Source organism: Micromonospora maris AB-18-032, from assembly GCF_000204155.1.
Classification (GTDB): Bacteria; Actinomycetota; Actinomycetes; order Mycobacteriales; family Micromonosporaceae; genus Micromonospora; species Micromonospora gifhornensis.
This window is the reverse complement of record NC_015434.1, coordinates 3,027,356-3,041,020: the sequence shown is the minus strand read 5'-3', so window position 1 is coordinate 3,041,020 and position 13,665 is coordinate 3,027,356. Positions and strand designations below refer to the sequence as shown.

8 protein-coding genes and 1 riboswitch are annotated in these 13,665 nt (G+C 69.4%); of the genes, 5 read left to right on the top strand and 3 right to left on the bottom strand.

Translation table 11 applies throughout. The features are described 5' to 3' along the window. The first annotated feature begins 1 nt into the window (after position 1). Complete coding sequence (locus VAB18032_RS13640; RefSeq protein ID WP_013733433.1) at positions 2 to 775, top strand: VOC family protein; 774 nt, start codon at positions 2 to 4, stop codon at positions 773 to 775. A gap of 114 nt (positions 776 to 889) precedes the next feature. Here VAB18032_RS13640 and VAB18032_RS13635 read toward each other — a convergent pair whose 3' ends face one another. After that, positions 890 to 1,867, bottom strand: coding sequence for a ribonucleotide-diphosphate reductase subunit beta (locus tag VAB18032_RS13635; protein ID WP_232510883.1), 978 nt, complete (start codon positions 1,865 to 1,867; stop codon positions 890 to 892). 47 nt (positions 1,868 to 1,914) lie between these two features. Then, complete coding sequence (locus tag VAB18032_RS13630) at positions 1,915 to 4,290, bottom strand: ribonucleoside-diphosphate reductase subunit alpha (RefSeq protein WP_013733431.1); 2,376 nt, start codon at positions 4,288 to 4,290, stop codon at positions 1,915 to 1,917. Between the two features lie 135 nt (positions 4,291 to 4,425). After that, positions 4,426 to 4,631, bottom strand: a riboswitch (cobalamin riboswitch). Between the two features lie 240 nt (positions 4,632 to 4,871). Between VAB18032_RS13630 and VAB18032_RS30090 the strand changes: the two genes are divergently transcribed. Then, positions 4,872 to 8,246, top strand: coding sequence for an endo-1,4-beta-xylanase (locus VAB18032_RS30090; RefSeq protein ID WP_013733430.1), 3,375 nt, complete (start codon positions 4,872 to 4,874; stop codon positions 8,244 to 8,246). Positions 8,247 to 9,188: 942 nt separating this feature from the next. On the opposite strand, the gene VAB18032_RS13620 is transcribed toward VAB18032_RS30090, so the two are convergent. Further along, on the bottom strand, positions 9,189 to 9,839 hold the full coding sequence (locus VAB18032_RS13620) for an FMN-dependent NADH-azoreductase (protein WP_013733429.1): 651 nt from the start codon (positions 9,837 to 9,839) through the stop codon (positions 9,189 to 9,191). Between the two features lie 121 nt (positions 9,840 to 9,960). On the opposite strand from VAB18032_RS13620, the gene VAB18032_RS13615 reads away from it, so the two are divergent. The 3 genes from VAB18032_RS13615 (at position 9,961) to VAB18032_RS13605 (ending at position 13,634) form a co-directional block, all read left to right on the top strand. Further along, positions 9,961 to 10,446, top strand: coding sequence for a MarR family winged helix-turn-helix transcriptional regulator (locus VAB18032_RS13615; protein ID WP_043720626.1), 486 nt, complete (start codon positions 9,961 to 9,963; stop codon positions 10,444 to 10,446). A gap of 390 nt (positions 10,447 to 10,836) precedes the next feature. Next, positions 10,837 to 12,705 carry an FAD-binding protein gene (locus VAB18032_RS13610; RefSeq protein WP_013733427.1) on the top strand — a complete coding sequence of 623 codons (1,869 nt, stop codon included), beginning with the start codon at positions 10,837 to 10,839 and terminating at the stop codon, positions 12,703 to 12,705. After that, positions 12,702 to 13,634: an LLM class flavin-dependent oxidoreductase gene (locus tag VAB18032_RS13605; RefSeq protein WP_013733426.1), complete on the top strand. Its 933-nt coding sequence runs from the start codon at positions 12,702 to 12,704 to the stop codon at positions 13,632 to 13,634. Before VAB18032_RS13610 ends, VAB18032_RS13605 begins: the two co-directional genes overlap by 4 nt. The last annotated feature ends 31 nt before the right edge of the window (positions 13,635 to 13,665 follow it).

The following is a 13,665-nucleotide window of genomic DNA, read 5'->3' as shown; positions in this document are numbered from 1 at the left end:
GATGAGCAACGAGATGGCATGTCACCTGTTCGCGCTCTGCGTCGACGCCCATCAACCGTCGCGGCTCGCGCGCTTCTGGTCGGAGCTGCTGCGGTGGAACGTGACGGACGATCCACTCGACGGAGTCGCCCTCCTGCCCACCGACGACACCGGCTTCCGGCTCCGCTTCCTCGCGAGCCAGGAGCCCAAAATCGGCCAGAACCTGATGCACTTCGACCTGACCAGCACCTCCGTGGAGGACCAGCGGCAGACGGTGGCCAGGGCGTTGGCGCTCGGCGCGCGGCACGTCGACGTCGGGCAGGGCCCCGAGGATGAGCACGTGGTCCTCGCCGATCCCGAGGGCAACGAGTTCTGCGTCATCGAGCCCGGCAACAACTTCCTCGCCGAATGCGGGTTCGTCGGGGCGCTGGCCTGCGACGGTTCCCAGCAGGTCGGCTACTTCTGGGCTGCTGCGCTCGGCTGGCCGCTGGTGTGGGACCAGGACCAGGAGACCGCGATCCGATCGCCGCACGGCGGCCCGAAGATCACCTGGGGCGGCCCACCACTGATGCCGAGGTTGGGCCGTAACCGCCTGCACTTCGACGTCGTACCCCCGCCCGGCGGTGACCAGCAGGCAGAGGTCGACCGCCTCCTCGCCCTCGGCGCCACCCGAATCGACGCCGACCTGGATGCGGGCCGGGGCGAGACCAACCGGGGCGAGACCGGTCGGAGCGAGACCGGCCGGGTGGCGATGGCCGACCCCGACGGCAACGAGTTTTGCGTCCTGACTGCCTGACGCGTAGTCGCCCTACAGCGCCGACGATGTGGACGCCGTTTCGGCGGTATGGCGGTATCCGGGTGGGTGGGTGACCGCCATACCGCCGAAACGGCGAATCGGATGAGACCGGGATCAGAAGTCGTCGTCGAAGGCCACCGTGCCGGTGACACCGACCTGGTAGGCCGACACCCGGCGTTCGAAGAAGTTGGACAACTCCTGCACGTCCTGCAGTTCCATGAACGCGAACGGGTTCGTCGAGCCGTACATCGGTGCGATGCCGAGCATCGCCAGCCGCCGGTCGGCCACGTGTTGCAGGTACTGGCGCATGTCGGCCAGCGGCATGCCGGAGACGCCCTGCTCCAGCAGGTCGGCGGCGAACTGGACCTCGCAGTCGACCGCCTCGGCGAGCATGTCGCGCACCTGCTGCTCCATTTCGGCGTCGAAGAGGTCGGGCTCCTCGGCGCGTACGGTGTCGACGACGTCGAAAGCGAAGGCCATGTGCATCGACTCGTCGCGGAACACCCAGTTGGTGCCGGAGGCCAGCCCGTGCAACACACCCCGGGAGCGCAGGAAGTACACGTAGGCAAAGGCGCCGTAGAAGAACAGTCCTTCGATGCAGGCGGCGAAGCAGATCAGGTTGAGCAGGAACGCCCGCCGGTCGGCCCGGGTCTTCAGCTCACGCAACTCGAAAATCGAGTCGATCCACTTGAAACAGAACTCGGCCTTGCGGGCGATCGACGGGATGTTCTCCACCGCCGCGAACGCCTCGTACCGTTGCTTCTCGTCGGGCACATAGGTGTCGAGCAGGTTCAGGTAGAACTGGACGTGCACCGCCTCCTCGAACAGCTGCCGGGACAGGTAGAGCCGGCCCTCCGGGGAGTTGATGTGCTGGTAGAGGTTGAGCACCAGGTTGTTGGCGACGATGGTGTCGCCGGTGGCGAAGAAGGCGACAAGTCGGGACACCAGGTGCTGTTCGGCCGGGGAGAGCTTGGCCAGGTCGGCGAGGTCGGCGTGCAGGTCGACCTCCTCGACGGTCCAGGTGTTGCGGATCGCATCCTTGAACCGGTCGAAGAACTGCGGGTAGCGCATCGGCCGCAGGGTCAGGTCCATGCCCGGGTCGAGCAGCAGTTGCCGGGTCTGGGTTTCGGAAACGGTGGTCACTGGCAGGCCTCGCAGCTCTCGGGGTTCTCCAGGGAGCAGGCCAACGCCTCGTCGTCGCCGACAGCGACGATCGCCGGGGCGGCCGGGGTGACCGCGACGGTGGCCTGCTGGATCCGGGTCGCCGGACGCGACCGCAGGTAGTAGGTGGTCTTCAGCCCGGACTTCCAGGCGTAGAGGTACATCGAGGAGAGCTTGCCGATGGTCGGCGCGCTGATGAACAGGTTCAGCGACTGCGACTGATCGATGAAAGGGGCACGGGCGGCGGCCAGGTCGATCAGCGCCCGTTGCGGCAGCTCCCACGCGGTGCGGAACAGTTGCCGTACGTCTTCGGGCAGCTCGGCGATGCCCTGCACCGACCCTTCGGCCCGTTTGATCTGCTCCCGGATCGACGCCGTCCACAGCCCTCGCGCCTTGAGTTCGCGGACCAGGTACGTGTTGATCTGGAGGAACTCGCCGGACATCGTCTCGCGTTTGAACAGGTTGGACACCTGCGGCTCGATGCACTCGTAACAGCCGGCGATCGAGGCGATGGTGGCCGTCGGCGCGATGGCCACCAGCAGCGAGTTCCGCAGCCCGTGCGCGGCGATCGTCTCGCGCAGCGCGGCCCACCGCTGCGCCTGGGTGAGGTCGGCGCCCCACAGGTCCGGGTGCAGCTCACCGCGCGCGGCACGGGTGTCGTCGTACGCCGGGTGCGGGCCGAACTGCTGGGCGAGCTGTGCTGAGGTCTCCAGAGCGGTCAGCAGGATCTCCTCCTGCACCCGGCTGGACAGTTCCCGGGCGGGGGTGGAGTCGAACGGCATGCGCAGGGTGAAGAAGGCGTCCTGCAGGCCCATCAGCCCGAGCCCGACCGGTCGCCAGCGCGGGTTCGACGCCGCCGCCTGCTGCGCCGGGTAGTAGTTGATGTCGATGACCCGGTCGAGGAAGAGCACCGCCGTGCGGACGGTGGCGCGCAGCTTCTCCCAGTCGATGCCGTCCGCGGTGAGGTGCGCGGCGAGGTTGATCGACCCGAGGTTGCACACCGCGGTCTCGGTGTCGTTGTTGACCTCCAGGATCTCGGTGCACAGGTTCGACAGGTGGATGGTGTTGCCCGGCGCGCCGGTCTGGTTGGACAGCCGGTTGGCCGCGTCCTTGAACGTCATCCACCCGTTGCCGGTCTGCGCGAGGGTGCGCATCATCCGCCCGTACAGGTCGCGGGCCTTGACCGTGCGGACCGCCTTCTTCTCCGCCGCCCGGTACGCCTCGTCGAACGCCTCGCCGTACAGGTCGGGCAACTCCGGCGCGTCGGAGGGGTCGATCAGCGACCAGTCGCCGTCGGCCTCCACCCGGCGCATGAACTCGTCCGGGATCCAGTTGGCCAGGTTCAGGTTGTGCGTACGCCTCGACTCCTCCCCGGTGTTGTCGCGCAACTCCAGGAACTCCTCGATGTCCGGGTGCCAGGGTTCCAGGTATACGCAGGCCGCGCCCTTGCGCCGGCCACCCTGGTTGACCGCCGCCACCCCGGCGTCGAGGGTCTTGAGGAACGGCACGATGCCGTTCGAGCGCCCGTTGGTGCCCCGGATCAGTGCCCCACGACCCCGCACCCGCGTCCAAGAGATGCCGATGCCGCCGGAGAACTTCGACAGCTTCGCCACCTGGTGATACCGCTCGTAGATCGAGTCGAGTTCATCGCGGGGCGAGTCGACAAGGAAACACGACGACATCTGGGTGTGTCGGGTGCCGGAGTTGAACAGCGTCGGCGAACTCGGCAGGTAGGCCAGGCTGGACATCAGCCGGTAGAAGCCGATCGCCTCGCCGGGCGTCTGGGACAGCCCGCAGGCGACCCGCAGCAGCCAGTACTGCGGGGTCTCCACCACCTGCCGGGTCTGCGGATGCCGCAGCAGGTACCGGTCGGCGACGGTGCGCAGCCCGAAGTACTCGAACCGCAGATCCCCCGCCGGGTCGACGGCGTCGTCCAGCTTGCGGGCGTTGCGGGCCACGAACGCGGCGGTGGCGTCGCCGATCAGGCCCAGGCCGTGGGCGTACCGGATGGACTGGCTGAAGCTGGCCACCTGCTGGCCGCGTACCTCCTTGTCGACGAACGCGGCCAGCAGCCGCGCCGCGAGCCTGGAGTACTGCGGCTCCTCACCGATCAGCTCGGCGGCCGTCTGGATCGACAGCTTGTCCAGCTCGGCGGTGGTCGCACCGTCGTACAGGCCGCTTATCGTCTTCGTCGCCACCCGCAGCGGGTCGATCTCGTCCAGGTCGGTGACCCAGCGCTCCACCGCCTTGACGATCTTGTTGACGTCCACCGGCTCGGTGTCGCCGTTGCGTTTACGCACCTGCATCACGTGCCGGCGTTGCTCCGGCCCCGCCTGTGCCCGGGTCACCGTCATGGCCCCTCCTCGTACCGGTCGGTGAAGGTCGACGGGCACGCGGGAGGACGCCGCCGGTCACCGGACGGACTGACTGCCGTCGACGACCAGCTGATGGCGTCGGCCGTCCCGCGCGGCCTTCGACCGCCGCACACGTACGCGTGCGGCGCGCTGGCAGGTCTTCGGACTCGTGGGCGTGTTCGTGCCTACTGGCCGTCGCTTCCCAGACCTGGCGGGCCCAGTGCTTCGTTGACGGCGGTCGTTCCCACTCACCGCTGCGGGGCAGTCCCGGAATTCCACCGGGTTCCCTCTTGCCTCGGCCGTCGTGGAGTGACTGCCGAACCAGCTGCGGGCACTACTATATATGGGAACGGGCCAGGAACCTCAACACCACATGCTGTGTCGCCACGCGTGTCGATCGAATCATCCGCCCGAGCGCGACGACCGCCGCCGAGGCAACCGACCCCACGCATCTTTCCGAAAACTTCCGGAAGTTCTGGCTATGCCAATCGGGTCGACATAGCATGCACGCGCTTGGATCTGTCCGGAAACCCGACGTCAGGCACCCCCACCACTGTCCAATTTGCGTAAGGGACCAGTCGATGCGCCTGTGGAATCCGTCCCAACGATCACGACGCCGATCACGAACTTTCGCCGTACTCTGTTCGGCCGCGCTCGTCGCGGCCATCACCGTCGCCCCCACCCCGGCCGTGGCCGACGAGGTCGTGCTCAGCAACGACTTCGAGTCCGGCTCGTACGCCCCCTGGGGACCACGCGGTGACGTGACCCTCGCCATCGCCGACGAGGGTCACGACAGCGACGGCAGCCTGTCGGTCACCGGCCGTACCGCCAACTGGCAGGGACCGGCCACGAGCGCGACCGCGCTGATGCGGCCCGGCAACCGATACACGGTCACCGCCTGGGCGAAACTTCCGACCGGCACCGAGGGCAGCGCCGGTGTGCACTTCACCGTCGAGTCCACCCCGGCCGGTGGCGGCGAGAACACCTACACCTGGATCGGCGACAACGTCACCACCACCGCCGACGAGTGGGTACGCATCGGCGGCGAGTACACCCTGCCCACCGGTCTGGACGCCGCCACCCTCTACGTGGAGGCGGAAGGCAACACCCCGTTCCTGCTCGACGACGTCCTGATCACCGCGCTGGACGGCGGCGGGGGCGGACCGGAGCCGGGCACGATCGTCATCGACACCGACTTCGAGGACGGTCTGGACGGTTGGGGACCCCGCGACGGCGGTCCGGGCGCCCCGACGGTCACCCTCACCGACGTCGCGCACGGCGGCACCTCCGCCGCGCTGGTCACCGACCGGGTGAACCAGGGCGCCGGCCTGGGCCGCGACGTGACCGGCCTGTTCACCGCGGGTGTCACCTACGAGCTCAGTGCGTGGCTGCGGTTCGCCGCCGGTCAGCCGGCCGACCAGATCTGGCTCAGCCTGGCCAGCACCGCCGGGGACAGTCAGTCGTTCAGCACCCTCGCCCAGTTCGAGACGATCACCAACTCGGGCTGGACGGAGGTGACCGCGCGGTTCACCATGCCGGCGGCGGACAGCGCCTTCCTCTACTTCGAGACCCGCTGGCAGGGCGAGGACGTGACCGGCAACACCAGCGACTTCCTGGCCGACGACATCGTCGTGCAGGTGCCCGAGCCGCCGGTCATCGAGGACCTCACCCCTCTGCACGAGACCACCGACTTCCCGGTCGGCGTGGCCATCGACAGCCGGGAGACGATCGGTGCTCCCGCCCAGTTGCTGACCCGGCACTTCAACCAGATCACGGCCGAGAACCACATGAAGCCGGAGGCCTGGTACGACGAGGCGGGCAACTTCCGCCCGCACGAGCAGGCGCTGACCATGATGGACTTCGCCCGCGACAACGACCTGCGCGTCTACGGGCACGTGCTGGTGTGGCACAGCCAGACCCCGGCCTGGTTCTTCACCGACTCCGCCGGACAGCCGCTGACCACCTCGGCGGCCGACCAGCAGGTGCTGCGGGAGCGGCTGCGTACGCACATCTTCAACGTCGCCGAGTCGCTGAGCGAGCGGTACGGCCCCTTCGGCTCCTCCACCAACCCGCTGTACGCCTTCGACGCGGTCAACGAGGTGGTCAGCGACAGCGGCGAGTACAGCGACGGTCTGCGTCGCAGCGAGTGGTACCGGATCCTCGGTGAGAGCTTCATCGACCTGACCTTCGAATACGCCGACGAGGCGTTCAACGACGTGTACGCCGCCGAGGGCGCTGACCGTCCGGTCACCCTGTTCATCAACGACTACAACACCGAGCAGAGCGGCAAGCAGGCCCGTTACCTGGCCCTGGTGCAGCGACTGCTCGCCCGCGACGTGCCGGTGCACGGGGTGGGTCACCAGTTCCACGTCTCGCTGGCCATGCCGGTCAGCGCCCTGGAGACCGCGTTGGAGACGTTCGCCGACCTGCCGGTCACCCAGGCCGTCACCGAACTCGACGTCACCACCGGCACCCCGGCCACCCAGGCGAAGTTCATCGACCAGGGCTACTACTACCGGGACGCCTTCCGGATCTTCCGGGCGTACGCCGAGGATCTGCTGGCCGTCACGGTCTGGGGGCTCACCGACGGGCGGTCCTGGCGCTCCGGCAACGGCGGTCCGCTGCTGTTCGACGACAACCTGCGCGCCAAGCCGGCCTATTACGGGGCGGTCGACGGTGAGCTGCCCGCCCGGCTGCGGACCGCGAACGTCTTCGCCGGTGACGTGCCGCTGGCCGCCGCCGCACCGACGGACCTGACCTGGCGCAAGCTGCCGCTGCACTCCGTCGAGGACGTCGCCGGGTTCCAGCTGCGCTGGGCGCCGGACCACCTGACCGCGTACGTCACGGTCGACGACACCACGGTCTCCGGCACCGACCGGGTCAGCTTCGTGCTGGGCGGCGAGACCTACCACGTCGGCCGGGACGGCAGCGGTGACGTACCGGCCGTGGCGGCCGCCCGGGACGGCGGTTACCACCTGGTCGCCCACCTGCCGCTGGCCGCAGCGGCCGAGGGCGACACCCGCACCCTGGACGTGCAGGTGCGCGACGGTGACATCACCTCCGGGTGGAACACCCCGGGCGCGGTGGGCACCCTGACCCTGGTCGAGGAACTGTCCTACGTGGAGGTACGGGAGGCCGCCGAGGCACCGGTGATCGACGGCTCGGTCGACGCCGGCTGGGCGAACGCGACCACGGTGACCACGGACAAGCAGGTCTCCGGCACCGACGGGGCGAGCGCGCAGGTCCGTACCCTCTGGCGGGGTCAGACGCTCTACGTGCTGGCCGAGGTCACCGACCCGGTGGTGGACGTCTCCGGTTCCGATCCGTGGATCCAGGACTCGGTCGAAATCTACGTCGACGCCGGCAACTTCAAGAACGGCAGCTTCCGGTACGACGACACGCAGATCCGGATCAACGCCGACAACGTGGTGTCGTTCGGCACCGGCGACGAGGGGTTCCAGGCGAACCGGCTGGAGAGCGCGACGGTTCGCACCCCGACGGGTTACACCGTCGAGGCGGCGATCAGCCTGCTCGAATACGGTGGCCTGGGCACCTTCCACGGCCTGGACTTCCAGGTCAACGACGCCTCCGACGGGGCCCGGACGAGCATCCGCAACTGGGCCGAGCAGGAGGGCGCGGGCTACCAGAGCACCGCGCGCTGGGGGGTCGGCCGGTTGGTGGCCGGGTCGAACGTGGAGGTGGCGCTGAAGCAGATCACCCGCTGGTACTCCGACAGCGGCGGCGGCTACTGCGCGACCATCACCGCGACCAACACCAGCGACAAGCCGGTCGACTGGTCCGCCGTGGTGCAGCTCGAAGGAGACATCTACGACGCCTGGAACTTCAAGCGCGAACGCCTGGCCGACGGTAGCTACCGGATCAGGGGTGTGGACTGGAACCGCACCCTGAAGCCGGGGGCCAGCACCTTCAGCGTCGGTTACTGCGCCAACCTGTAGCGACACGTACGACGGGAGGGCACATCGTTGTCGGATGTGCCCTCCCGTGCTGTCCGGGTGGCCTGTCACTGCGGGGAACCGACGGCGCGGCTCAGTTCAGGCCGGCCGACCACCTGCCCTCGTCGGCGAGCAGCTCGGCCAGGTCGACCAGGTCAACTGCCGACCGAGGGCCAGCCCGGTCTGGTACACGGCCGGCGGCGGGCGACGGGTTATCCGGCGGCAGTGCGGACACGGAGGCAGACACGACGCTGGGGTGCCGGCGATTGCCGACACCCCAGCGTTGCCGTTCAGATCAGCCGGTGGAGCACGTCGCGGTGGGCGTCGTGCTGTTGCCGTTCTTGTAGAGCGTGATGCCGAAGTTGTTGCCGTTGCCGTTGGGCGGGCAGTGAGCGTGCCGCTGTTGCCACTGATCGAGGCGTTCCAGCTGCTCTGCAGGCTCTGGCCACCGTTGGTGCGGATGGTGACCACCCAGTTGTTGGTGCCACCTCCCTGCAACTTCCGGAAATATTCCGAAACGTTGACTCCGCAGCTGCTCGTCGCGTACGCCCGTTGTCGCTGTTCAGTAGCCGCATGCCGGTGCCGCGCGCAGCAGGAATTCGCCCGACCGCCGCCCGATGACCACGCTCCGAGGCCGCCGGTGTCGGAAGTCCAGCCCGCTTTCGCCGGTCGATCGGGGAAGAGCGCCGCCACGAGGCCGGTCGGCGTTCACGAACGCCGGGGCCGCACCGGTCGACCGGCACCCGGGTACGCGCGCCGATCACACAGTACCGCCGACGTCGCACAACACGATCGGATCATCGCCCTGTGCGCAGCAGGTGATGTCGCGGGGGCGGCGGCCGCCACCCGCGCCAACACCGACACCCCTGGGTCACCCGGCTGAGGTCGCACACCAGCCCTCCACCGCCCCGGCCGCTTCGCGCGTTCCGCTCTCGAGACGCCCCTTTAGTTCGTGACGCTCAGGGCGCCGCCGAGGGCGCGACCGGCCTCCCGCGCCGACTCCAACGCCCCGGCATGCATCTCCGCGGCCACGTCGGCGAAGGCGTCGAGCGCGGGTGCGACCCCGACCAGGGTGAACTCCCGTTCGATCACGGTGAGGTCGGCGCCCCAGCAGTCGGCGAGGATCCGGCGCAGGTACGCCGTCGAGTGGTCCCAGCCCTCCCGGGGAGTACCGGCACCGTACGCGCCACCACGCACCGTGGCGAGCACGACGGGCTTGCCCGCCAGGAACGGCTGCCCATTGGCCCGAGGGTCGGTCAACACCAGGTCGATGTACGTCTTGAAGTGCTGGGAGACGCCGTAGTTGTAGAGCGGCACGGCGAACAGCAACGCCTCGGCGGCCAGCAACTCGTCCACCAACGTCGCGGCGAGAGCGACCGCCTCCTGCTGCTCGGGGGTGTGTTCCTCGGCCGGCGTCATCGAGGCGGACAGCGCCGCCGCCCACGCGGTCGACGGCAGGGTGTCCACGCCGACATGACGGCGCTCGACGGTGTCACCGGGACGGTTGGCCAGCCACTCCTGTTCGACGATGTCCGCGATCTCCCGACTCGCGGACCCGTGCGTACGGATGCTGGCGTCCAGCCTGAACAGGGTCACGGTTACTCTCCTCGGCATGTAGGTTCAAGGTTGAATCCGAGGCTAGAGCATCTGCTTCAAGTTTGAAGTAGGTTGAGAGATGCCTCACTCATGGCCGAACCGAGCGGCATACTCTTGCGACATGTCTGACGAACCTCGGTGGTTGACCGACCACGAGCGCGACGCCTGGCTTGCGCTGGCCAAGCTGATGTTCAACCTGCCGAGTGCCCTCGACGCCCAACTGCTGCGCGACAGCCACCTCACGCTGTTCGACTATTTCGTGCTCAGCGGCCTGTCCATGACACCCGGCCGGACCATGCGCCTCAGTGACCTGGCCAGTTTCGTCAGCTCTTCGCTGTCGCGCCTGTCGAACGTCGTCAAACGGCTTGAGCAACGAGGGCTGCTGCGCCGCGCGCCCGACCCGGAGAGCCCTCGCTACACCGTGGCCACGCTCACCGACGCCGGCTGGGATCTCGTGGTCGCGGCGGCCCCGGGGCACGTCGCGGCCGTGCGCCACTACGTCATCGACGGTCTGACCCCGAGCCAGATCGACGTCCTGCGCGAGGTGGCCTGCCACGTGACCCGCCAGATCGCCGCGGCGCCGGAGTCCGCTAGCCAACCCCGGTGACACCAGTCCCCCGCGTGCTGTTCGAATGCCGTGCGGGCCACCCGGGTAGATCGCGAGGGAGGGGCCTTCGGCGAGGTTCCCGGCACTGCTGCGAACCGGGCCGACGTCCGGGCCACCTCGCCACCGCCGGTGGAGGAGCCGATCAGCGTCGCCCTCCGCAGGTCCAGAGCCGTCAGCACGGCGGCCAGGCGTCCGCGTAGTGGTCCATTTGGTGCCGGCGTGCGTCACAAATTTTGGCGTGACGACCATCTGTCTGAAATATTATCGGCAGTGCCGAGCATTTCATTGAGCGACAACAGCGGCACCAGCCCGCCGAGGGCCGGCTGCGACAGAGGTCAGACCGCGCGGAGACGACTCCTCGTGGGCACGAGTCCGGGATGAGGAATGGTCATGGAGATCGGCATCGCTCTCGACGTGTCACGGTTGGCCCACGCCCCGCAGGAGACCGTCGCGCTGGCCCGCCTGGCCGAGGAACGCGACCTGGACCTGGTGGTCGTCGCCGACGGGACGGCGGAGCGGGCCACCGGCCTCGACCCGTGGACGGCGGCGGTCTGGCTCGCCGGATCGACCAGCCGGATCACCATCGGCGCCCCCGCCAGCGACATGTCACCACCCGATCCGACCGACCCCGAGGCGCCGTACCCGAAGGTCCAGGCCAAGGCAGCGGACAGCCTCGACATCCTGGCGCCGGGTCGGATCATCTCCGACCCGGCAGGCTGGGTCGTCGCGTCACCGGACGCGACGCCGGAGGATCTGGCCGGCGCTGCCGAGACCGATCTGCCCGTCGTGGTCCCGGTGCAATCGCGCGAGGACGTCGAGCGTCTCGCCGCGCTGGTCGCCGGGCGCGACGACCGAGCCGGGGTACGCCGACGCCCGGCGGCGGTACGCGCGCACCGCAAGCCGGCCATCGACTACGACGGCGTACCGGCGTCACTCGCCGAGACGGCGGTCGAGCCCGGTGACCCGCCCTACCGCGCCCTGTCCTCGACCTACCTGCGCGGTGGTGCTCCCGGACTCGTGCTGCGACCCCGGACACCGGCGGAGGTGTCGGACGCGATCGAGTTCGCCCGGCGACACCGGCACCTGCCGCTGGGCATCCGCAGCGCCGGCCACGGCATCAGTGGCCGCTCCACGAACCGTGGCGGCCTGGTGATCGACCTGGGCGCGATGAACACCATCGAGGTGGTGGACCCCGCCCGCCGGCTCGTACGCACCGGTCCCGCCGCGACCTGGAAGCAGATCGCCGCGGCCCTGGCCCCGCACGGGTGGGCGCTGGGCTCGGGAGACTACGGCGGGGTCGGCGTCGGCGGGCTCGCCACGGCGGGCGGGATCGGCCTGCTCTCCCGCAACCACGGCCTGACGATCGATCATCTCCGGTCGGTGGACCTCGTGCTCGCCGACGGCCGGCAGGTGCGGGCCAGCAGGCAGCAGCACCCGGAGCTGTTCTGGGCCGTACGTGGCGCGGGCGCCAACTTCGGCATCGCCACCTCGTTCGAATTCGAGGTCGACGAGGTGGGTGAGGTCGGCTGGGCGCAACTCGCCCTGGTCTCCACCGACATCGAACAGTCGCTCCGACGCTACGGCGAACTGGCAAGCGCCGCGCCCAGGGACACGACGGTCTTCCTCGTCACCGGGCAACCCCGCGACGGCCTCTCGACCATCCAGCTCTTCGCGGTGGTCGACAACCCGGATCCCGACATCGTCGTGGCGCGCCTGACACCGTTCCTGGAGCTCGGCATGCTCGCCCGCCAGCAGGTGGTGATGACCCCGTACGCGGGTGTCATGGGTAGCGCCGCCGACGTCGGACCGGACGGCCAGCACGGCTTCGGCGAGCCGAACTCCCGGTCGGCGTTCCTGCCCACGCTGACCACCGAGTTCGCCCGCGACGCCGCCGCGATGCTGCGCAGCGGCGCCGTCTACTTCTTCGAGCTGCGGGCGATGGGCGGCGCGATCGCCGACGTGGCACCCGACGACACCGCCTTCACCCACCGCACCCCGGCCTTCCAACTGGCCGCGATGGGCCAGAACGACAAGCGCCTCACCGCGGTGTGGGAGCCACTGCGCCGGCATTTCGACGGCCTCTACCTCAGCTTCGAGACCGACCGCAGCCCGGCGCGGCTGCTCGACGCCTTCCCGGCACCGGTGCTGGAGCGCCTGCGCGCGTTGAAACGCCGGTACGACCCGGACAACCTCTTCCGGGACAACTTCAACATCGACCCGACGGTCGACCCCGCAGCGGTGCAGGAGGCACGCGCATGACCGACTACGGACACGACCTGCTCTTCGGCGTCTTCGCCACGCCCGTCGCGCAGCAGGCCCGACAGGTTGTCGACCTGGCCGTCACCGCCGACCGGGCCGGTCTCGACCTGGTCAGCTTTCAGGACCACCCGTACCAGCCCTCGTTCCTGGACACCTCGACCCTGCTCGCCTTCACCGCGGCCCGCACCGAGCGCATCCACGTCAACGCCAACGTCGCCAGCCTGCCGCTGCGACCGCCGGCGGTGCTGGCCCGGGCCGCCGCCTCCCTCGACATCCTCAGTGGCGGCCGCTTCGCACTCGGCATCGGTGCCGGTGCGTTCTGGGACGGCATCGCCGCCATGGGGGGACGGCGGCTGAGCGCCGCCCAGGGCGTCACCGCGCTGGGCGAAGGCATCGAGATCATCCGCGAGATCTGGGACACCGATGCCACCGGGGCCGTGAACTACGACGGGCGGTACTACTCGGTGAAGGGGGCCCGACGTGGCCCGCGGCCCGCCCACGACATCCCGATCTGGGTCGGCGCGTACAAGCCGAAGATGCTCGCCCTCACCGGTGCGGTCGGCGACGGCTGGCTGCCCACCATCGAGTACCTGCCCCGGGGGGCCGATTCCCTACCCGAACTCCATGCCCGGATCGACGCCGCGGCGCACGACGCCGGTCGCGACCCGGCCGCCGTACGACGGCTGATGAACTTCATGAACGTCCAGTTCTCGTCGGCGCCGCGCGGGCTGCTCAACGGCCCGTCCGACGCCTGGGTCGACCAGATCGCCGAGCTGGCCCTGCGGCACGGCGTCAGCGCCTTCATCATCGGCGGCGACGACCCGAGCATGACGCAGCGCTTCGGCGCCGAGATCGCACCTGCGGTACGGGCGATCGTCGAACGGGAACGCCGACCCGCCGCGCCGGATCGGACGCAGGGCGAGGGGTGACCGCGTGGTGGGGTGGCCCGACCCACCCCAC